14 protein-coding genes are annotated in these 22,349 nt (G+C 64.8%); 5 read left to right on the forward strand and 9 right to left on the reverse strand.

Annotation, left to right across the window (positions count from 1 at the left end):
* Window positions 1-14: 14 nt before the first annotated feature.
* The 7 genes from ACVOLV_RS06755 to ACVOLV_RS06785 all read right to left on the reverse strand — a co-directional run bounded on the left by ACVOLV_RS06755 (window position 15) and on the right by ACVOLV_RS06785 (window position 15,591).
* Window positions 15-2,396 (reverse strand): glycoside hydrolase family 95 protein, encoded by a 2,382-nt coding sequence (locus tag ACVOLV_RS06755; RefSeq protein WP_481553771.1) that lies wholly within the window; start codon window positions 2,394-2,396, stop codon window positions 15-17.
* A gap of 97 nt (window positions 2,397-2,493) precedes the next feature.
* A complete protein-coding gene (locus tag ACVOLV_RS06760) occupies window positions 2,494-5,364 on the reverse strand; it encodes a TIM-barrel domain-containing protein (protein ID WP_481553717.1) in 2,871 nt (956 codons plus the stop codon).
* Between the two features lie 49 nt (window positions 5,365-5,413).
* Window positions 5,414-7,105: a DUF5597 domain-containing protein gene (locus ACVOLV_RS06765; RefSeq protein WP_481553718.1), complete on the reverse strand. Its 1,692-nt coding sequence runs from the start codon at window positions 7,103-7,105 to the stop codon at window positions 5,414-5,416.
* A gap of 67 nt (window positions 7,106-7,172) precedes the next feature.
* A complete protein-coding gene (locus ACVOLV_RS06770) occupies window positions 7,173-9,074 on the reverse strand; it encodes a sialate O-acetylesterase (RefSeq protein WP_481553772.1) in 1,902 nt (633 codons plus the stop codon).
* 17 nt (window positions 9,075-9,091) lie between these two features.
* On the reverse strand, window positions 9,092-11,365 hold the full coding sequence (locus tag ACVOLV_RS06775) for a cellulase (RefSeq protein WP_481553719.1): 2,274 nt from the start codon (window positions 11,363-11,365) through the stop codon (window positions 9,092-9,094).
* A gap of 28 nt (window positions 11,366-11,393) precedes the next feature.
* Entirely contained in the window at window positions 11,394-14,330 is a 2,937-nt protein-coding gene (locus tag ACVOLV_RS06780; protein ID WP_481553720.1) for a TonB-dependent receptor, read from the reverse strand.
* Between the two features lie 307 nt (window positions 14,331-14,637).
* Complete coding sequence (locus ACVOLV_RS06785; RefSeq protein ID WP_481553721.1) at window positions 14,638-15,591, reverse strand: LysR substrate-binding domain-containing protein; 954 nt, start codon at window positions 15,589-15,591, stop codon at window positions 14,638-14,640.
* Between the two features lie 245 nt (window positions 15,592-15,836).
* Here ACVOLV_RS06785 and ACVOLV_RS06790 point away from each other — a divergent pair, with 245 nt between their 5' ends.
* From ACVOLV_RS06790 to ACVOLV_RS06810, 5 genes are read left to right on the forward strand one after another with little or no spacing between them, the layout of a single operon-like run.
* Window positions 15,837-16,571, forward strand: coding sequence for an SDR family oxidoreductase (locus ACVOLV_RS06790; RefSeq protein WP_481553722.1), 735 nt, complete (start codon window positions 15,837-15,839; stop codon window positions 16,569-16,571).
* A 1-nt stretch (window position 16,572) separates the two neighbouring features.
* Window positions 16,573-17,190 carry a 2-dehydro-3-deoxy-6-phosphogalactonate aldolase gene (locus ACVOLV_RS06795; RefSeq protein ID WP_481553723.1) on the forward strand — a complete coding sequence of 206 codons (618 nt, stop codon included), beginning with the start codon at window positions 16,573-16,575 and terminating at the stop codon, window positions 17,188-17,190.
* Window positions 17,187-18,338 carry a galactonate dehydratase gene (dgoD, locus tag ACVOLV_RS06800; protein ID WP_481553724.1) on the forward strand — a complete coding sequence of 384 codons (1,152 nt, stop codon included), beginning with the start codon at window positions 17,187-17,189 and terminating at the stop codon, window positions 18,336-18,338. The genes ACVOLV_RS06795 and dgoD overlap by 4 nt, the downstream gene beginning before the upstream one ends.
* A 23-nt stretch (window positions 18,339-18,361) precedes the next feature.
* A complete protein-coding gene (locus ACVOLV_RS06805) occupies window positions 18,362-19,252 on the forward strand; it encodes an SMP-30/gluconolactonase/LRE family protein (protein WP_481553725.1) in 891 nt (296 codons plus the stop codon).
* Complete coding sequence (locus tag ACVOLV_RS06810) at window positions 19,249-20,172, forward strand: 2-dehydro-3-deoxygalactonokinase (RefSeq protein WP_481553726.1); 924 nt, start codon at window positions 19,249-19,251, stop codon at window positions 20,170-20,172. The genes ACVOLV_RS06805 and ACVOLV_RS06810 overlap by 4 nt, the downstream gene beginning before the upstream one ends.
* Before the next feature lie 375 nt (window positions 20,173-20,547).
* Here ACVOLV_RS06810 and ACVOLV_RS06815 read toward each other — a convergent pair whose 3' ends face one another.
* Together ACVOLV_RS06815 and ACVOLV_RS06820 are read right to left on the reverse strand one after the other, a co-directional pair.
* A complete protein-coding gene (locus tag ACVOLV_RS06815; protein WP_481553727.1) occupies window positions 20,548-20,739 on the reverse strand; it encodes a hypothetical protein in 192 nt (63 codons plus the stop codon).
* A gap of 2 nt (window positions 20,740-20,741) precedes the next feature.
* On the reverse strand, window positions 20,742-22,253 hold the full coding sequence (locus ACVOLV_RS06820) for an FAD-dependent oxidoreductase (RefSeq protein WP_481553728.1): 1,512 nt from the start codon (window positions 22,251-22,253) through the stop codon (window positions 20,742-20,744).
* Window positions 22,254-22,349: the final 96 nt, after the last annotated feature.

Raw genomic sequence — 22,349 nt, forward strand, 5'->3', positions numbered from 1 at the left:
GGAAGCGAGGTGACTCATGCAAGACTCCATTGACCGTCGTGCAGCTGCGCGGTGATGCGCTGGCCGGCACGCAGGTCCAGTTTCAGTTCGTGGGTTTGGTAAACGAGGTTGAAGGCGCCGCCGCGTTCGGCCAGCAGACTGACCTGCTGCAGGCGGCCTGCGCTCCACTGCAGGTCGAGCACGCCGGCATTGCGCACACGCACGCCCTGCACGCTTCCCTGTGCCAGTTCGGCCGGCAGCGCAGGCAGCAGGAACACCGCCCCGCCCCAGCTCTGCACCAGCATCTCGACGATGCCGGCGGCGCCACCGAAATTGCCGTCGATCTGGAACGGCGGATGTGCGTCGAACAGGTTTGGATAGCTGCGCTGCGGTGCCAGCAGCAGGCGCAGGATCTGCAGGCAACGCTGGCCTTCGCCCAGCCGCGCCCACAGGTTCAGGCGCCAGGCGATGCCCCAGCCGGTCGCTTCGTCACCGCGCAGTTCCAGGGTGCGGCGTGCGGCGGCGCTGAGCTCGGGGGTGTCGCGGCGGTTGATCTGGCTGGACGGGTGCAGGCCGTACAGATGCGAGACGTGGCGATGGTGCAGCTCCGGCGCCTGCATGTCCCAATCCTGCTGCCATTCCATCAGCTGGCCGGCGCGCCCGGCCCGGTTCGGCGGCAGCTGCGCACGCAGCGTGTCCAGTTGCGCGGCGAAGGCGTGATCGGTATCAAGCAGGCGCGCGGCTTCGATGCATTGGCCGAACAGGTCGCGCAGCAGCTGCGCATCCATGGTCGGCCCGGCGCAGATCGCCGCGCCGTGCGGATGCTGGTTCTCCGGCGAGATCGACGGCACCGTGACCTGATGGCCGGTGTTCGGATCGCGCTGCAGGCTGTTGACGAAGAACAGTGCCGCGCCCTTGAACAGCGGCCAGACCTGGCGCAGGTAAGCCGGGTCGCGACCATAGTCCCAGCGGTCCCACAGCTGCTGCAGCAGCCATGCGCCGCCGGTCGGCCACAGTGCCCACTGCGCGCCATCGGGCGGCGTGCTGACGCGCCACAGGTCGGTGTTGTTGTGCACCACCCAGCCATCGACGCCGTACATCTGCCGCGCGGTGAGCGCGCCGCTGCGGGCCAGTTCGCCGATCATCCGCTGCAAGGGCTCCACGCATTCGGGCAAGGCCGCCGCTTCAGCCGGCCAGTAGTTCATCTGCGTGTTGATGTTGAGCGTGTACTTGCTCTCCCACGGCGGGTCCATCAGATCGTTCCAGATGCCCTGCAGGTTGGCCGGCTGGGTGCCGGGACGCGAGCTGCAGATCAGCAGGTAACGGGCATAGGCGTGGTACAGCGCGACCAGTGCCGGATCATCACCGCTGGCAAAGGCGGCGATGCGTTCGTCGGTAGGCTTGTCGGCGGCAACAGTGCGGCCCAGGTCCAGGCGCATGCGCCGGTACAGGCGCTGGTGTTCGGCCAGGTGATCGGCGCGCAGCTGCGCGACGCTTCTGCCTGCGGCCTTGGACAACTGTGCGGCGGTGATCGCTTCCGGGTCGCCGCCGACGTCATCGAAGGCGCGGTAGCTGGTGGCGGCGACCAAGCGCAGTTCCAGCTCACGCACGCCGTCGAAGGCGATGTGATCGGTGTTGATGCGCAGCTTGCCGCCAACCTGGCGCACCTGCACACGGAACGCAAAACGCAGCTTGCCGGGCACACCGTCGCGCGACAGGTTGTGGCCGCTGACCAGCCAACCATCGTCGGTGGCCGTCGTACTGGTTGCGTGCTCGTTGGCGGTGCGGATGAAACCGCCCATCGGCTCACCGTCTTCCACGGTGTAGCGCAACACCAGGCATTGATCGACCGGCGAGATGAACACCTCGCGGCGATGCAGGCCGGCACCGGCGCGGAACGTGGTGCGGGCAATGGCCGCATCCAGATCCAGCTCGCGGCGGTAATCGCTGATGCCTTCCAGGCGATGGAACTCCAGCCACAGGTTGCCCAGCGGCTGGTACGGCATCTGTTTGACCGGCCGCGAGATCAGCGTCTCGTTGGCCAGTGCTTCGGCGGCGGCATAGTCACCGGCGAAGACCAGCTCACGCACGCGTTGCACACTGCCGCGCGCACGCGGGTTGACCGCGCTGTACGGGCCACCGGCGTAGAGCGTGTCTTCATTGAGTTGCAGGCGCTCGTTGGCGACGCCACCGAACACCATTGCGCCAAGCCGGCCATTGCCCAGCGGCAAGGCCTCCACCCAGCTGCGCGCCGGCTGCCGGTACCACAGCAGGTCGGCGGCCGATGCCGCGGCTTCCGGCGTCGCAGCCTGCAACACGCCGGCCAGCGGCAGGTTGCCGACGGCCAGCGCGGCCGCCGCGCCCTTGAACAGCGCACGGCGGCCGGGCTGTGCCAGCCCGGCGCTTTCAGTGGTCATCCCGACGACCGGGGCAGGACCGTTTGCAGCGTTCATTCCGGCCCTCCCAGACTCAAATGTCCACCGGTTTCCATAATGCCGAACTCGGCTGCCGCTGTCAGCGGGCAGCCGGACGGGTGATGGCCTGCGCCTTGCCGTCGTAACGCACCACCACGTCGGCCTTGGGTTCCAGCGCGCCGATGCCGTCGCGCGGGCCATCGACCCAACGCACGCGCAGCTCGCGCTTGTCCTGCATGCCCGGGTAGCTGCCTTCGCGCGCGCCGATGTTCAGCACGCCCTTGGCCTGGTCCCACTGCAGCGCGATGCGGCTGGACTGGCCACGCTCGTAGCCGTAGTTGCGGCCGTTGTCCTCGTACAGCGAGAAGCTGCCGTCGGCGCCGGTATAGACCTCGATGGTGACCGCTGCGTTGGGCTGCTCGTCGACGTACTGCTGGACCACGGTGCGCGGCACGATGGAGCCGGCAGGCACGAACAGCGGGCTGCGCTCCAGCGGTGCGGCAGCGGTGATGGTCTGGCCACCGGCATGACGCTCGCCGGTGTTGAAGTCGATCCAGCTGGTGCCGGCCGGCAGGTAGACCTGGCGGCTGGTGGCCTTGAACTCGGTCACCGGCGCAACCAGGAAGGCCGGGCCGAACAGGTACTGGTCGGCGATGTCACGCACCTTGGGGTCGGCCGGGAAGTCCATCGCCATCGCGCGCAGGATGGTGCCGTCCTTCTGCCAGGTATCACCGGCCAGGGTGTAGATGTAGGGCAGCAGCGTGTAACGCAGCTTCAGGTAGTGGACGAAGCTGTTGTAGTGCGCCGAGCCTTCCGGGGCGATTTCCCAGATCTCGCGGTACGGGAACTGGCCGTGCAGGCGGAACACCGGCACGAAGGCGCCGTACTGGAACCAGCGCAGGCTCATCTCGCGCCACTCCGGCAGGTGCGCCGGGTCCTTGTCGATGAAGCGCTGCTCCGGCGAGAAGCCACCGATGTCGAAGCTGACGTTCGGCGCACCGGCCATCGAGGCATTGACCAGGCCGGAGATCTGCTCACGCATGTCGTCCCAGCGCGGCACGATGTCACCGCTCCAGAACGCCGCACCGGCGCGCTGCTGGCCGGCGAAGTAAGCACGCGAGAGGATGAATACACGCTTGTCCGGATCGACCTCGCGCGAGCCTTGGTACACGCCTTCGGAATGCACCAGCGGATACGAGTTGAAGTACTCCACCGAGGAACCGATCGCGGTCGGCGTGGTGCGTGCCTTGCGCTCATCGATGTCGATGTTGCTGTGCAGGTCCGGCTCGGAGGCGTCCAGCCACCAGGCGTCGATGCCACGGCTGTTGAGCTTCTCGTTGACCTGCCGCCAGAAGATGTCGCGGCCCTTCTGCGAGTACGGGTCGTAGAAGGAATTCAGGTAGCCCTTGCCGATCCAGTCCAGCTCGCCGACTTCGACGTTGCGGTGGTACATGGCACCGGCGGCGTCCAGTTCCTTGTAGTTGGCGGTGGTCGGATAGAACTTCGGCCACACCGAAATCATGATCTGCGCGTTCTGCTCGTGCACATGCTTGATCATGCCGGTCGGGTCCGGGAAGTTCTTGCTGTCGAAGTCGTGCGAGCCCCAGGCGTCTTCCGGCCAGTACGACCAGTCGAGCACGATGGCGTCGATCGGCAGCTTGCGGCGGCGGTACTCGTCCAGCGCACCGGTCAGCTCGTCCTGGGTCTTGTAGCGCTCTCGGCTCTGCCAGAAGCCATACGACCACTTCGGCAGCAGCACGGCCTTGCCGGTCAGTTCGCGGTAGCCGGCGATCAGTTCGTCGGCATTGCTGCCGGCAACCACGTAGTAGTCGATCATCTGCCCGGCTTCGGACCAGATCGAAAGATCATTGGCCTCGGCGGCGGGCAGCGGGTCGCGATGCAACAGCGCGATATAGGCCGGATCGATCGCGTCCCATTCCACCTTCACCTGGTGCTTCTGGCCCGGCTGCAGGTCCAGCGCGAACTCGTGGTGCCACGGGTTCCAGTTCTGGCGCCAGCGGTCGATCACCAGCTTGCCGTCGATGTAGACCTTGGCGTACTCGCTGTTGTACATCGAGAACGTGTGGCGCCCGCCCTGCTTGGCTTCGATGGCGCCTTCCCAGACCACCTGGGTACGGCCGCCCTGGGCCTTGTTCCAGCCGTCGGCGGGCAGCGCCTTCAGGTCCTTGATGTACTGGTAGTTGATCTCGTTCTCGCGACGCACCACACGCTGCTGGCCATCGAACGAATAGGTCGCGGTGAATGCACCCGGCTTGCCCTGCGCGTCATAGACCACCAGGTCTTCCTGCAGCGGTCGCAGGCCCTTGGGATCGCCGTAACGGGTGATCGAGTTGTTGTCCCAGAGGATGCCGTAGTTGCGGCTGGAGATCAGGTAGGGAATGGCGTTGTCGATATTGTGCTGGAGCAGTTCGACATCGCGGCCCTTGAGGTTCATCCAGCCCTGCTGGTGCAGGCCGGTGCCGTACAGCGCTTCGCCTGCTACCGAATCGAAGCGCTGGCGCACGCTGTACATCGGCTTGCCTTCAACCTGCTCGGCGCTGAAATCACGCGTTGCGGCCGACTCAGCCAGCAGCGGCTTGCCGGCAGCGTCGAAGAAGCTGACGCGGCCATCGGCCAGTGCAACCTGCGCGGAAATTCCCGCGGCCTTCAGGGTCACTGCGCTGGCGTCCTGGCTGAGCTCAAATGCCGGCACCGGCGCACTGTTGGCCACGCGCATCAGGCTGGGGCTGCGCTGGAAATTACCATCCACGTCCGCGCTGACGCGGATGATGTTCTGGTCCACCAGCTGCAAGCGGACCTTGGCCGCCTTGGCATTGGCCGGTGCAACCACCACGCCATCGGCTTGCCGGTCCACGGTCTGTGCGGACACCGCCAGTGGCGCCATCGCGGCGGCCACGGCCAGTGCCAATACGCTGCTGCGCAGACACGCAGATTTGTTCTTCGACATCATCATTCCCCTCCGCTGCGCCGCCCTGCGGCGGCGCCTTATGGTCAAGTGCTCAGTACGTCGCCAACTTCACCCGCAACAGCTGGGTGGCATCGGAGAAGTTGAGCCCGTAATCGGTTTGATCGCCGTTCCAACGACGGCGGAACTGCCATTGCCCATCGACGTAGGTGCCTTCGTCGACCGAGTGATAGATCTGCCGTGCGGCGACTGCCGGGTCGGCGGCCACCAGGCTGATGCGGGCATGCGCGCCGGTCAGCAGGAACTCATCCGGCCCCAGCTGCACCACCAAGGCGCGCCCAATCGGCTCCGGATTGCCCGGCGGCACACCCTGGAACCAGAACTGCGGCACGCCGTAGGTGATGACCGCATTCCACTTGTCGTCGATCTTCAGCGTCTGCGTGCCCTGCCCCGGCTCCTCGGCGGTGCCGTGCACCTTGCCCTCGAAGCTGGCCCTGGCGATCACCTCGGCCGCCGGCGTCAGCAGCCGGTAGTTCAGAGCGAACGGCTCGAATGCGGCCGGATTGATGTCCTTGGCACCGAGCGGGTAGTTGCTGTACTTGGAGTAATCGATCCCGAACGGCGACCAGCCTATGCCCTGATGGCCCAGCGTCGAGAAGAGGTAGCGGGCGTACTCGGCGCGGTTGCCGGTCTCGGCGACGAACAGCGGATTGTCGGCACGCGAATAGCGCTCCAGCACCGTGGTGTACATCGTGTACTCGGGCATGTAGATGTCCGGCGCCAGCAGGTCGATGTTCGGCGCTGCTGCCTTGTACACGTCCAGCACGTTGTCGGTTGGGCCACCGCTGGCGTACTGGCCGGGCTGGCCCGGGTTGAACGGGCCGCGCAATGCTGCATTGACCAACATCGGCAGCTTGTACTCGGCCTTGCCGGCGGCGGCGACCTGGTCGATGTAGTGGGCGATATGCCAGGCATGGAAGAATTCGTCGGCATCGGCACCAAACACGTCGCGCCACGTCCCCGGCTGCTTGCCCAGCTTGTTCAGCAAGGCCTCGGGCACGGCCGCATCGAAATCCTTCTGCGCAAGCGGCGAGAAGTCACGCACGCTGCCATAGGTGCCCGGCTCGTTCTGCGGCTGCACCATGATCACGGTGTGCTGCGGGTCCTTGGCCTTGAGGTGACGCATCAGCTGCACGAAGGCCTTGCGGTCGGCCTCCAGGGTTGCCGGTGCATGCGGCGACAAGGAGTTGAGGGTGCGGCCGTCGGCGGTGATCACGCGTGGGAAGCGCTGGTTGTCCAGCTTCACCCACTCCGGCGCGTAGTTCGGCCCGTTGTTCTTCCAGGTGGCAAACCACAGCAGTATCAACCGCACTTTCTTGTCGCGGGCCTGCTCCAGCAGAGTGTCGACGAAGGAGAAGTCGAAGCTGCCCTCCTTGGCTTCCACCTGTTCCCAGGCCACCGGCACCATCACCGTATTCGGCTTGACCAGCTCGATGGCCGGCCATACATCGTCCAGCGCCTGCGGGTAATTGCTGGAGTTGTTGACCTGCGCGCCGAGGATCAGGAACGGCCTGCCATCGACGAACAAGGCATGGCGACCATTCTCGGTGACCACGCGCGGCAGTTCCGCTGCAGTGGCCGAGGTCGCGGCTGCAGGCTTGGTTTCGCCGCCTTGCGCTGCCGGTGCGTCCGGGTTGGCGCTGCCACAGGCAGCCAACAGCAATGCCATCGCGGTTGCGAGCAGGCCGCCGGTGACCGGCGCGGAACGTTGGGAAGTCAGCTTCATGGTCGTTTCCTCTTGCTTCTTGCAGGGAACCCGGGCCGTCATGGCCCGGTACAGAAGAGCGATGCCGTCATGGCCCGGTGCGGAAAGGCGACGCCGGCAAGCCGGTGGCACCTGTCAGGTTGGCGCCCTGCGCGGTATCACTCCAGCCGTAACGTGCGGCCACTGGCGCCTTCACTGCGCTGCTCTGCAGGATCACCCGGTTGCCATCGATGCGTGCCTGCGCGCGATGGAAATGCCCATCACTGCCGGCAACCTCAAAGCCCTTCAGTTCACCGCCACCGCCTACCTGCAATGGCGCAGCGCCCGCGTCGAAACGCAGCACCACGCTGCTGCCCTGCAGGTCATGGCCGACGTAGCCCGGGCCGGACGCAATCACCGTGCTGTCGCCATAAACCAGCTTCCCTGCGGCGAGCGCCAGACGATCGCCAACGGTGCGCTTGTTGCGCGGGTGGATGTCGTGCACATCACCAACGTCGGTGATCACCACCTGCGCGGTGGCCGGCAATGACAATGTCGCGCCCTGCGATTCACGCAGCAGCGCCCACGGGCTTTCCAGCGCCACATCGTCCGCATCGCGTTGGTCCGCACCGGACGAGAACGGCGCCAGCTGCACCCACAGGAACGGCAGCGCAGGTGCCTTCCACTGTGTGCGCCATTGCGTGATCAACGCCGGGAACTGCTGCCGGTAGTTCTGCGCCTGCAGCAAGGTGTTGGCATTGGCTTCGCCCTGGTACCAGAGCACGCCGCGTACGCCGTAATCCTGCAGCGGATGGATCATCGCGTTATAGAGCAGGCTTGGATGCTGGTTCTTGTCATCGACCAGCGCGACCTGTGCGCTCTCGACGCGGAAGCTCCAGCCATCCAGTGCACGCGCGGCGGCACCCTGTGGCTGCACGAATACTTCGCTGGCTTCGCCATGGATGCCACCACCGCCGCCGAAATCCTGCACGCGTACGGCGACATGGTTGAGCCCGGCATGCAATGCGGACGCGGGCACGCTGTAGCGACGCGCCAGGTTGTACTGCAACTTGGTTTCGCCGACCTGCTGGCCGTTGACCCAGGTGGTATCGCTGTCGTCGATGCGGCCAACGCCCAGGGTCACGCCGCTGGCGGCTTCATCGGCACTGAGGCGGAAGCTGGCGCGGCACCAGGCAACGCCGTCCATGCCATTCCAGCCCTGGCCTTCCCACAGGCCGGGGACAGTGATGGTGGTCCACTGTGTCGCATCGACCTCGGCCTCATGCCAGTGGCTGGCATCGGCCGGCAGCTGCGGCCAGCGCGCGAGGTTGGCGTGGGTTACCTGCAATGCCTTGGTGTCGGCCTCGCGCAGTGCAGCCGCCTGCGCGGCCAGCGCAGCGCTGTCCAGGCCCTGCGTTGCTGCGTCGGTCCAGGCTTCGATGGGACTGCCACCCCAGGTGCTGTCGATGATGCCGACCGCAACACCGGTGCGGGCACGCAGCTGCTGTGCGAAGTAATACGCCACTGCCGAGAAGTCGCCGGCAGTGCGCGGGGTTGCCTGCCGCCAGTCGCCGCCATTGAGCTGCCACTGCGGTGCGCCGGCCCACGACTTGGGAATCTTGAAATGGCGGATCAGCGGATCATTGGCAGCGGCGATCGCCGCCTCGGCGCCATCGGTCTGCGCCAGTGGCCATTCCATGTTGGATTGGCCCGAGGCCAGCCACACTTCACCGACGTAGACGTCACGCAGCTGCTTGGGCGCAGCCTTGTCGTCGATGCTCAGCACATACGGACCGCCAGCCGGCAACGCGGCCAACTGCGCGCGCCAGTTGCCGTCAGCGGCGGCCTTCACCGTCACCTGCCTGCCAGCGAAATCGATGCGTACCTGTGCTCCCGGTGCAGCCTTGCCCCATACCGGCAGCGGCTGGTCACGCTGCAGCACCATGCCGTCGGCGAACACCCGCGGCAGCTCCACTGCCTGTGCACTGCTGGCAAACGCTGCCAGGCCCATCACTGCGAACAACGGTTTCAATTCGATTCTCCGTACCAGATGCCACGGCCTTCGGTGCCGAAATAGACGCGGCCGGGAATACGCGTATCACCGGTGACGTGACGGATCACGCCGCCAAAGCGCTGCGCGTCGTTGTCGATGCGGGTCCAGCGGCGGCCACCGTTGTCGGAACGGTACAGGCCGCGCTTGCCGGCCATCTCGCCGAACACGAACAGCACCGGTGCGTCACCGTCCTTGAGCGGCTTGCCCAAGCCGACCGAGAACACGTTGTCCAGGCCTTCCACTCGGCGCAGCTTGCCCGGCGACCAGTGCAACAGGCCACGCCAACCGGCGGCGACCCAGGCCTCTCCGGCCTGCCAGGGATTGGGCCGGATCTCGGCACGGAACCAATCACCCACCGCGCCGACGCCGGCCTCGGCCTGACGGAATTCCACGCCGCCGTCGCCACTGACATACAGCGCGCCACTGACCGGATCGAAGCCGTAGTACACGCCGGCCTCCAGCTTGTCCGCTTCCACCACCGCATTCTTCGGCAGGCCTTTCACCGCCTGCCAACGGCCGCCGAAATCGGCACTGAGCCAATGGCCGCCATTGCGGGTCTGCCAGATCACCCGCTTGCCATCGGCGGCCAGGGTGATGCGGCCCGCACCTTCGCCATCGGGCGGCTCGTGCGCGAATGCCGTCCAGCTGCGCCCGCCATCCTTCGACCAGGCCGCGCGCACCGTGCCTTCAGGGCGGTCATGGAAGTAGCCGGTGCGCACCATCAGCTGCGGTGCCTGCCCGGCATAGGCAAGACTCTCGGTATTGGAGAAGCGCACGCCGGCAAACCGCTGCTGTGGCGTATCCAGATCGTCATGCACGAAGCCGTCGATGTCGCCCAGGCCACTGACCAGATGCGCGCCCTGCGGCGGGCTGACCAGCGCCAGCGGAACGGTCTCCTCGAAGCCGGCCAGCGGGAAACGCCAGGTCAGTCGCTTGCCTTCGTCGAAGCGCAACAGGTCATGCGTATCCCAGATGCCGTAGCCGGTGACGAACTGCAGGTGGCCAGGATCATGCGGATCGATCGCCAGCACGCCGATCCAATGCGGCCGCGCTTCCCCGGTCCACGGTGCATAGGAGTGGTCGAAGTCGGCGCGCGTGGACAGCGCGGTCCAGCTGCGGCCGCCATCGACGCTGCGGAAGATGTCGTCGTGCGGCGCGAAGCGGTTGAAGGTGCTGGCGACGATACGCTGCGGGTCCTGCGGGTCCACCGCCACCGCGCCCCAGCCGAAGCCATCGCCCTGCAGGTCGGTGGACTGCGGTACCGGGGTGATGTCGGTCCATGCACCGTCGCGCGGATCAAAGCGCCACAGCGCACCGTTGTTCATGGTGTTGGGGCCGGGCTGGTCGCCGTAGCTCAGCAACCAGCGGCCCAGGCTGTCGCGCACCATGTGGTTGGGACGCAAGCCGGTCGGCTGGCCCGGCACTGCCTGCCAGCTGTTGCCGGCATCGTCGGAGCGGTACAGCGCGGTCTGCTGGGTCGAGACGCCGGCGTACACCGTGCGCGATGCGCCGTCGCCACCCTTGCTGTCTGGTTCGAAATTGATGAAGGCCACGCCGATGGCCTGCGCACCGCCCCAACTCTGCGCGGTGGCGGCAGTGGACTTGGCGATTGCCGGGAACGACGTCAACTCGCTCCAGCTGATACCACCGTCGGCACTGCGCCATACGCCGTTGGCGCGGGTACCGAACAGCAGCACCTTGCCGTCGTTCGGGTCCACCGCCAGGCGCTCGCCGTTGGCGCGGCCAAGTTCATTGCCGCCCATCTTGAACGGCAGTTCGGTGCGCTGGAAACTCTGCCCGCGGTCGTTCGAACGCAGGATCACGCCGTTGCTGCCACGCGCGTGCAGATAAGTGCCCACCGCCATGTACAGGCGCTCGGGGTCGGCCGGATCGACGGCCATGCTTTCCACGCCGAAACGGCCCTGGTCGCTGGCGTCCATCCAGTCCAGCAGGGGTTGCCAGCGCTGCTGCGCCGGCTCCCAGCGGTAGGCGCCACCGATATCGGTGCGCGCGTACTGCAGCCCCTGTTGCTGCGGGTGGAAGACCAGCCCGGTGACGAAGCCACCGCCGCCGATGGCGACGTTGTGCCATTGGTACTCAGGCTCCGCAGCAGCCTGTGCCGCCGGGATGCAGACCACGGTTGGCAGCAGCAGTGCCGCTGCCGCCAACCATCGCCGCAGATATCCTGCGCTGCTGGTAGCCGCCTGCCGCTGCGTGCTACCTGTGTTGAAGCGCCTGATAGCTGCCATACCGCACCTCCGTCTACCCAAGCCGCGTTTACAGATCCAGGTTGGCCCGGATGCTCATGCCGTAACGGCGATCATTGATGTACCAGCCATTCGGACGACTGCTGCTGCCGTAGTAGTCCGAGCGCACCTCGTCGAGCAGGTTGGTGCCGTCAATCGTCAGCGACCAGATCTCGTTGAGGTTGATGCGCAGCGATGCATCCAACTGGCCGGTGGCGTCGTGGTACTGCGGCACGTGGCCGGCATTCGGCGGACGCGTGGTGACCAGCCAGGTATCACGCCAGTTGTAGGCAGCGCGGAACGAGACGCGGGACTTTTCGTACATCAGCACCACGTTGTAGCTGTTCTTGGACAGGCCTTCCAACGGCAGGTAGGAGATCTCCACGCCATCGGTGCCGGCGGCATCGGGTGCTGGCGCCTTGCTGTCCACGTAGGTGTAGTTGGCTTCGAACCCCAGGCCATCAAGCGCGCCTGGCAGGAAGGTGAAGAACTGGCGGTAGCCAAGCTCCAGGCCCTTGATCTTGCCGTCCTTGCCATTGGAACGCGTCTGCAACTGGAACTCACGCACGCACTCGGCGCTGACGCAGGCACGGGTCTCGCCGGTGGTCGAGCCCTCCAGCGGCACGTCGAAGTTGGCGTCGTAGTAGTTGGCCGCGATGGTGTCGTAGTAGTAGAAGCCCTTCACCTTCTTGTAGAACGCGGTGCCGTACAGCATCGAGCCCTGACCGAAGTACCATTCCAGCGAGGTATCGAACTGGTTGGAATACATCGGCTTCAGGTAAGGATTGCCACGGCTGGCATAGGACACACCGCCGGTGTTGAAGTCGAAGAAGGTGTCGTTGAGGTAGACGTAGGGGTCGAGCAGATCGAAGTCCGGGCGCGACATCGCACGCGAGGCGGCAATGCGCCACTGCAGGCTGTCGGTCAGGAACATGCGGAAGTTCAGGCTCGGCAGGACATCGGTATAGGAGTTGGTGACGTCGATCTTCGCCACCTCGTTCGATGGCGAGTTCTGTGCCAGCTCGTAACCCTTGACCGAGGTTTCGGTACGCACCACGCGTACGCCAACGTTGGCATCCCACGGGAAGCGCGCGTCGTCCTGGCCCATGCGCAGCATCGCGTATGCGGCATAGGTGTTCTCGGTGTAGTCGCGGATGTCGGTGGTCGGGTTGTAGGCAACCGGATCGTGGCCGAACATGCGCACGGTGTTCTCGTAATCAGCAACCATCTGGTCGCAGGCGACGTAGCCGGTCGGCAGGCCGCTGGCACCACGGAAATGGTCGGTGAACGGGAACAGCCGGTAGCAGGCGTCCGGGTAGTCCTTGAACGGTGCTGCCGAGAAGCTGCCCCAGGCATTGTCAGTGCCGGCCGGAGCGATCTTCTGCCAGTTCCAGCCCGAGCTGCGGGTGATGGCCGAACGGTCGGTGTAACGCACGCCCATGCGCAGGTCGTTGAGCAGGTCGCTGTCGAGGAAATCCCAGCGCAGGTCGGCGCGCCAGGAGAACTGATCGGCGTCGTTGTTGTCGCGCTTGTCCAGATGCGAGTACCAACCACCGTAGTTGCTGATGTCGCTCATGTAGCCGTCGATCGGCTTGCCGGTGTCACGGTCCAGCACGGTCACGGTCGGGTACTTGCCGGTCATGTCCACGCGTACCGGCGGCACGCCGTACAGCCCGGACCAGCCGCGCCAGTCATCCGAATCCACCTGGCCGGCCAGCAGGTCAACCCAATAGTTGACGCTCTCGGTGGTGGCATCGATGTACTGGAAATCGGTGGATAGGTGCAAGTTGTCATTGACCTGCCACTTGCCGCCCAATGCAAGATCGGTGGTGACCGAGTTGCGCCAATCCATGCGCGAAGTGGTGGTTACCAGCGCATTATTGAAGGTGCCGTACTGGAACTCGCCGTTGCCATCGAAGCCGAAGGGGTCGTTGAAGTTCTCATAGCCGGGAATGCTCGGCGAGACGAAGCCCCAGCCGTTGCCGGACCAGTTCACCAGATCCTGGGTGTTGTTGTTGAGGTTGCCCACGCGCACGCTGTATTCGCGGTTGCGGAACTTGTAGTCCGAGCGCAGGCCGGTGGCGTACAACTCGATGTCGTCGTTGGGCTTCCATTGCAGGGCGATGTACTGGCCGTCGCGCTCGCGGTCACCGAAGTGGCTGTACATGCCCACTTCGCTTGGCACCACCACTTCCTTGCCTTCGTAGCCGGGCACATCGTCATAGGCCAGGTAGCTGCCCATGTTGATGCGGTCTTCGCGGTACTGGCCTTCCTGATGGGCAACGTTGAACAGCAGGCCGAACTCGCCGGCATTGGTGTTCCAGCGGTTGGAGAACAGGAACGAGGCCGACGGCTGCACCGAATCGCGCAGGTCCCACTTGTTGACGGTGAAGCTGCCGGACAGCTTCATGCCTTCCTGGTCGAACGGCATGCGCGTACGCAGGTTGACCAGGCCACCGAGGCCGCCTTCGATCAGCTCGGCGCTGGGGTTCTTGTAGACATCCACGCCGCCCAGCAGTTCGGCCGGCACGTCTTCCCAGCTCAGCGCGCGACCACTGTTTGCGGTGAAGATGTCACGGCCATTGAGCTCGCTGCGCACCTGGGTGAGGCCGCGCACCATGATGTCGCTGCCCTCGCCCTTGTTGCGGGTGATCTGCACGCCGGTGATGCGCTGCAGGGCTTCGGCGACGTTGTTGTCAGGCAGCTTGCCGATGTCCTCGGCCACGATCGAATCAACGATCTGGTCGCTGGTTTCCTTGATCACCTGCGCCTTGGTCAGGCTGCCACGGGTGCCGGTGACCTGGACCTTGTCGAGCTCGGTGGCCTTGGCGGGCACGGCGTCCTGCGCCTGTGCAGCTGCGGACAACAGCAGCGCGACACTCAGGGCAAGCACAGTGGGTTGCAGACCGGTACACGCACGACGGCGCGCACTATTGGCCACCGTAAGGCGGCGCTGGAACGTTGACATGAGTGTTCCCTCCCAGGACACATGGCGACGATTTGGTTTTTCCCAGCACCGACGTCATTGCGCCTTTGGCACCAGGTGAAGCAGATTGAAAACCGCGTACTAATGCACCCCGCAATGGCAAGGCACTCGACTAACCGCTCTTCACATCCTTCGTTGCCGGTGGCTTCGCCTGCATCCCCTGTGCCTGCGACCACCGACCCTGATACCGATGGTCATTGACCACCACGGCGGCGAGCATAGGCGCGGGCATACATTCCCGACCAATGAAAAAATGCGCAGGATGTATATCGGAAGTGAATACCCCGATTCAGGCGACCGGTGGATACAAGCGCCGCGCGGTCAGCCGCAAGGCCTCAAGTACGCGCTCGGCGCCGGGAGACAGCAACTGGTCACGGCGGCGGATGATGCCGAAGAACTCCATGCGCACGTCCAGCGCGATCGGCAGGACCAGCATCTGCCCGGTCTGCAGGTAGGGCGCGACCGACTCGGCCGGCAGCGCGGTCAACATGTCGCTGTGCCGCAGCAGATGGATGGTGACTGGCAGCGAGGTGGTCTCGACGATGTTCTGCGGCGGCACCAGCCCATGTTCCAGGAACACCGCGTCCAGCCGTGAGCGCAGCACGCTGCCATCGGGCGGCATGATCCAGCCGTACTCGACCAGATCGCCGTAGCTGACGCGCTTGCGCCCGGCCAAGGGGTGGCCGGCACGGACGATCACCGAGTGCGGCTCGTCCGCCAACGGTTCGAACTCCAACTCGCTGCTGCCCTCGGCACCCATGATGCGGCCGACCACGATGTCGAGCTGGCCGTCGAGCAGCTTGGCCACCAGCGGCCGGCTGTAGTCCATTTCGATCCGGATCAGGATGTCGGGGAAGTCGCGCTTGAGCGCGGCCACCGCCTGCGGCACCAGGTTGGTGCCGGGGTTGACCACGGTGCCGATCGCCGCCTGGCCGGTGCGTCCACTGCGCAGCGCGGCGATCTCGTCCTGGGCCCGGCCAATCTCCGACAGTGCCGAGCGCGCGCGGCGGATCAGCACCTGCCCATACCAGGTCGGCTCGACCCCGCGCGCATGCCGCTCGAACAGCGGCACGCCCAACAGGTCTTCCATTTCGGCCAGCAGCTTGGACGCCGCCGGTTGGGTCATATTGGCCGCCTCGGCCGCGCGCAGCACCGAACGCTGCTCGTAGAGATGCAGCAACAGCAATAGATGCCGGGTCTTCAAACGGGTGGCATTGAACCAGCCGGTGGTGGGTTGAACCATGCGTGCCGATCCCCTCGACTGAGTAGCTATTCGCCCAGCGAATACATTACGACAAAAATTTCATTTGTCGCACATAGGTTCTCAGGCAAGGCTATGCCACGCTTCCGTCAGCAACGCTGCCGCCCCGTCGGGCCGGCGCGGCCAGTACCGACAGCAGGCTTCAGGGAGAAAGGGATGAAGGTTTCACGATCAGCCAGCGCCAGCAGCGCGGGCAGGTACTGCGTTTGCCAAGCAGGAGGCCAGCGATGAGTGGGCGCCTGACCGGCAAGGTGGCGGTGGTCACCGGTGCCGCCAGTGGCATCGGCGCGGCCATCGCCCGCCTGTTCGTCAACGAAGGCGCGCAGGTGATCGGCATCGACCTGACGCCCTCCTACGCCGACGGTTTCGAGCTGCTGCAGGGCGACATCACCGATGCCGCCGCGATGCGCGCCCTGGTCGAAGCCACCCTCGCCCGCCACGGCCGCATCGATGTGCTGGTCAACAATGCCGGCGCCGATGTGTTCTCCGATCCACTGGCATTGGATGACGCGCAGTGGCAACGCTGCTTTGCACTGAACCTGGAAGGCGCCTGGCAGCTTTGCAAGGCCGTGCTGCCCGGCATGGTCACGCAACAGGCCGGTGCCATCGTCAACATCGCCTCGGTGCATGGGCACAAGATCATTCCTGGCGCGTTCCCGTATCCCGTGGCCAAGCACGCCTTGATCGGCATGACCCGCTCGCTCGGCATCGAGTACGCCGCGCAAGGCATCCGCGTGAACTCGATATCGCCGGGTTTGATCCTGGTGCCGCGCATCGAAGCCTGGTTCGAGCGCGAGCCCGGTGCGCGCGAACGCCAGACCGCGCTGCTGCCACCGCGCCGCATCGGCAGCCCGGAAGAAGTGGCGTATACCGCGCTGTTCCTGGCCAGCGACGAAGCCCGCTTCATCAACGCCACCGACATCCTGATCGATGGCGGCCGCTCACAGGTCTACCACGACTGACATGACCAGCCTGCCCTTCCAGTTGCCCCTGATCGCCATCCTGCGCGGCATCACCCCCAGCGAGGTGGATGCGCATGTCGATGCACTGGTCGAGGAAGGTTTCGACGCGATCGAGATTCCCAGCAACTCGCCGGGCTGGGAGCAGAGTGTGCAGCGCAGCGTGCAGCGCCACGGCCAGCACGCCTGCATCGGCGCCGGCACGGTGGTCCTGCCTGAGCATATCGACGCGCTGTTGCGTGCCGGCGGCCGCTTGATGGTCACCCCCAATACCGACCCGCAGCTGATCCAGCGCGCGGTTGCCGAAGGGCTGCTGGTGGCGGCAGGATTCGCCACCGCCAGCGAGGCGTTCCAGGCACTGCGCGCGGGTGCGCAGATGCTCAAGCTGTTCCCCGCATCCATTCACGGCCCAGCACTGATACGCGCCCTGCGCAGCGTGCTGCCGCCGGTACCTCTTTTCGCCGTCGGTGGCGTCTCCCCCGCAACCCTGGCCAGCTATCTTTCCGCTGGTTGTCAGGGTGCGGGCACCGGCGGTGACCTTTATCAACCCGGCCAATCGGTGCAGACCACCCGCGACAACGCGCGTGCGTTCCGCCAGGCCTACCTGGACTACTCGGCATGAAGATCGTGCGTCTGACCACCTACCAGGCTGCGCCGCGCTGGTTGTTCCTCAAGATCGAGACTGACGAAGGCATCAGCGGCTGGGGCGAACCGGTGATCGAAGGCCGCGCCGCCACCGTGGAGGCCGCCGTACATGAACTCGGCGACTACCTGATCGGCAAGGACCCGGCCCGCATCAACGACCTGTGGCAGGTGCTGTACCGCGGTGGCTTCTACCGCGGCGGCGCGATCCTGATGAGTGCCATCGCCGGCATCGACCAGGCGCTGTGGGACATCAAGGGCAAGGCACTTGGCGTGCCGGTCTACCAGCTGCTCGGCGGCCTGGTACGTGACCGCATGAAAACCTATCGCTGGGTTGGCGGTGACCGCCCGGCCGATATCGTCCACCAGATGCGGCACTACAAGTCACTGGGCTATGACACCTTCAAATTCAACGGCACCGAAGAACTGAAGCTGATCGACAGCCCGCGCGCCGTCGACACCGCCATCGAGAAAGTCGCCACCATCCGCGACGCCCTCGGCAACAGCGTGGATTTCGGCATCGACTTCCATGGCCGGGTGAGTGCACCGATGGCGCGGGTGCTGCTGAAGGAACTGGCACCATACCGTCCGTTGTTCGTCGAAGAACCGGTGCTGCCGGAGCAATGGGAGTACTACCGCCCATTGTCGGAGATCAGCAGCATTCCGCTGGCCGCTGGCGAGCGTATGTACTCGCGCACCGAATTCAAGCCGGTGCTGGCAGCCGGCGGCCTGGCCATCCTGCAGCCTGACCTGTCGCATGCTGGCGGCATCAGCGAATGCCACAAGATCGCCGCCATGGCCGAAGCGCACGACGTCGCCTTGGCACCGCATTGCCCGCTCGGCCCAGTGGCGCTGGCTGCCTGCCTGCAGCTGGACTTCGTTGCCCACAACGCGGTGCTGCAGGAACAGAGCATCGGCATCCACTACAACGAAGGTGCAGACCTGCTGGACTACGTCATCAACAAGGACGACTTCGCCTGTGATGCGGACGGTTGCATCGCAGCCCTGCCGAAGCCGGGCCTGGGCGTGGAGATCGACGAAGCGCGCCTGATCGAAGCCAGCAAGCATCCGCCGCGCTGGCGTAATCCGCTGTGGCGCCACAGCGACGGCAGCGTGGCCGAGTGGTGAGTGCACAGACCTTGGAGCCGGCCGTGGCAGACGCACGGCTGCTGGTGGACAGCCGTTGCGAACTGGGCGAAGGCATCCTCTGGTGTGACCGCCGTAATGTGCTGTATTGGACCGATATTCTCGCCGGGCGGCTGTGGCGCTACGATCCGGCCAGCAAGCGCAGCCACCAGTGGCAGCTGCATGAACCGCTGGGCTGCCTCGCATTGGCAAGTGACGGCCGCCTGCTGTTGGGCCTGGCCAACGGCTTGTATGTTGCCGACCCGGAAGCACAGTTGCAGGACAGCGAGCTCAAGCTGCAGCTACTGAGCCCGGTGGAAGCAGACAATCCCAATACCCGCATCAATGATGGTCGCGCCGACCGCCACGGCAACTTCGTGTTCGGCACCAAGAGCGACTACGCCGACGGACGCCGCGGCGGCAGCTTCTACCAATGGAGCGCCGGTAAGGGCTTGCGTCTTCTGCCGCTGCCACCTGCGACGATTCCAAACGCGATCTGCTTCAGTCCGGACGGTGCGCGCATCTATTTCTGCGACTCGCCACAAGCCAACATCATCACTGGGCGCTATGACCCGCACAGCGCGCAGGTTGAAGAACTGAGGGCATTTGCCAGCGTGAGTGAACCTGGCATCGAGCCTGACGGCGCAGTGGTCGACCCCCACGGCCGTGTCTGGAACGCACAGTGGGGCGCGGGCCGGGTCAGCTGCTATTCCGCTGATGGCCGCATCGAGCAGGAGATCCGGATTCCCACCCAGCACGCTTCCTGCTGCGTGCTTGCGCCGGGCGCGCTGTACATCAGCAGTGCCCGCATCGGCCTGGATGCCGCTGCATTGAGCGCGCAGCCCAGCGCGGGCGGTATTTTTGTCTGGGAGCAACCGCAATTGAAGGCATGCGTGGACCGCGTGGAGTTGTCATGATCGCCGTCGACTGGGGCACCAGCAGCCTGCGCCTGTACCGCCTGGATGAGAACGGCCATGTCTGCGAGCGCCGCCGCAGCGAACGCGGCCTGCAAGCCAGTGCCGGACAGTTTGAAACGGTGCTGGCAGAAGAGATTGCCGGCTGGAATGAGCCGTTGTTGATCCTGTCCGGCATGGTCGGCAGCCGCAGCGGTTGGCAGGAGGTACCCTATCTGCCCTGCCCTGCCGGCATCGACGACCTCGCCACAGCCCTGGTGCCACTGCAGGCACCCGTCTTGGCTGGGCGCGCGCTATGGATCGTGCCAGGTATAAGTGACACCAACAGCGACGCCGTACCCGATGTCATGCGCGGCGAAGAAACCCAGTTGGCCGCGTTGTTGGCAGTGCTGCCGCGTGGCAATCATGTTGTCTGCCTGCCCGGCACGCATAGCAAATGGGTTTCGATTGCCGATGGCCAGATACGTCGCCTGACCACGGCGATGACGGGCGAGTTGTACGCGGTGCTGCGCAACCACAGCCTGCTGGGCAAGCTGATGCCCGAAGACGACAGCCGCTTTGATGCCTGGGCGTTTGAAAGCGGCCTCAAGCGCAGCCGCCACAAGGGCGGACTTCTGCATCACCTGTTCGGTGTGCGCACGCTGGGCCTGTTCAACCAGCTGGAAGCCAGCGCCTTGCCTTCGTACCTGTCCGGTCTGCTGATAGGTCACGAGATACTGTCTTCAGGCGTACTCGAACACAGCCCGCGCTTGTCGCAGGTACACCTGATTGGCAGTGACCGCTTGCTGGCTCTGTATGCGCAGGCATTGATTTCCTGGGGCATCGGCGTGCAACGCCATCCGGAAGACCTGGCTGCGCGCGGCATGCATGCGCTGTGGCAGCGGCGATTGGCTTTGGGCACCAGCGGCAACGTGCAGGGCTGAATCAGCAAGCACGACGTTCGACGTTGGCTGTGCTTTGCTGTGCTGTGCTGTGCTTTGCTCTGCTGTGCTCCTGCTCTGCTCTGCTGTGCTCCTGCTCTGCTCTGCTTTGCTTTGCTCTGCTCTGCTTTGCTCCTGCTTTGCTTGGCTGTGTTTGGCAGTTCCTTCTCCCGCCTGCGGGAGAAGGTGCCCCGAAGGGGCGGATGAGGGGGGCTCTTGGCTCTTGGCTCTTTGCTTGTGCAATATCCGAAGCAGCGAAAAGCAAAGCATAACTGCACGGTGCTTCGCACCGCCCCCTCACCCCAACCCCTCTCCCGCCTGCGGGAGAGGGGCTTCAAGCAAAAAGCAAGCAAGAGCCCCAAGCAACCTTGCTTTGGCTTACTTCTTGAACAACAGCGCCAACACACTCGGCCGCAGCGCCAACTTCATCATCTGCCGAAACTCTGCCGGCGTCAGACTTGTCTTGCACGGCAACATGCCGGCCACACCATTCATCACCAGCAGACCATCCTCGGCCTTCACGTCATTGATGCGCACATCCAGCTTCATCGCAGGGGTTGCAACCTTCACGCTCAACCCTCCCAGTTGCCAAGACTGACGATCTCACGACCCGCAGCACGCCCCGAGATCATCGCTTCGGTCAGGTACGAACCGTTCTGGTACAGATCGGAGAACATCGACCCCATCTCACCGGCTTCATACAAACGCGGAATGCGCTTGCCATCGTGATCCAGCACCTCGGACTTGATGTTGCGTCGCGCGCCACCACCCGTGCACACGATCACCGGATCAATCCGCATGCCATAGAACGGCGCCTGCGCGATCGGGAACAAGGTCTCCGGGTTACGCCCGAAATCGGCATCATTCTTCGCAGCACAGACCGCGTTGTAGCGCTCGACTTCCGCGCGCAGCTTGGCCGGATCGCGGTTGATCTTCACCGCCAATTCTTCCAGCGTATCGGCCTTCTGGATCCACCCCTTCTCCACTTCCACCGAATTGTCTTCGGACCACTTGTAGCCACGAACCACCGGGTTCCAGCTCATCACTTCAACCACCAGCTTGTTGTACTGGCAGGTGATGGCGTCAAAGATCATGTGCACGGGCTGCGCGCGGTAATGCGGGGTGTCCACCCAGTGGCCGTGCTTCTTTTCCTTGTAATGGGTGAGCTGCAGTTCGGCGGTTTCGTTGTAGAAGCGTTCGGTGTTCGCATCCACCTCGATCCAGCTGAAGCTCTGCCAGAAGAAGTTGCGCAGGAAGCCATTGACGAATCCTTCCGGCTTGAAGCCCGGCCAGATACCGCCGGACTGTCCCTGGTTGCGCATATGCCATAGATCGGCGCCAGCTTTCTGCAGGATCTTGATGCCGTCGCCGGTGTTGTGCGGCGTGCCCAGCGGTGCTGGGTTGGCAAGGCCGAAGTAGTTGCGCTGCATGTCCAGGTTGGCTTCAAAACCACCGGTCGCCATCACCACACCCTTGTTGGCACGGATGGCCACCCGCTGACCGTTCTGCTCGGCGATGATGCCGAATACTTCCAGCGTATCCGGGTCCTGCACCAGATCCTTGAGCGGCGATTCGTATGCGATCTGGATACGCGGGCGCAGGCGGATGTTCTCGCGGAAAGCGAGGTACACGCCGGACGGGATCGGCAGGATGGTGGCGGTGCAATGCACAGCTTCACGCGCGCCGAACTCAGGGAATTCCAGCACCGCATCGCGCTCGGAGAAACCGGTGCCGTGGATGAACTGCGCACCGGCCTGGGCCGCACGCTCCTGGATCCATGGTTCCAGCGCTTCCATCGCCTCGGACCATGGCACCAGCATGTCTTCCGGGATCGGGTTGGCCACGCTCATCTTGCGCTGGTATTCGGCCAGCACCTTGGCGTTCCTGCTGATCAGCAGCGACTGCCCGGCCACGCGGCTGTTGCCGCCGGTCTCCGCCTCATTGGCCTTTTCCAGAATGAGGATGGACAGATTGGGGTCCAGATCGTGCGCCTCGATGGCGGCACACATGGCCGCCAGGCCGAAGCCGGCGATGACGAGATCGTACTGCTGGTCCCACTGATTGACGGCGTTGCGACTGGCCATGGTTCCCCTCCGGGAAATTACGATGACCCGACTATCGATGGACTGCCCAGCCAACCGCCAACCAATTCGCGTACGATCCACAACCATCGGTTGTAA

The organism is Stenotrophomonas sp. STEN023 (genome assembly GCF_056760135.1).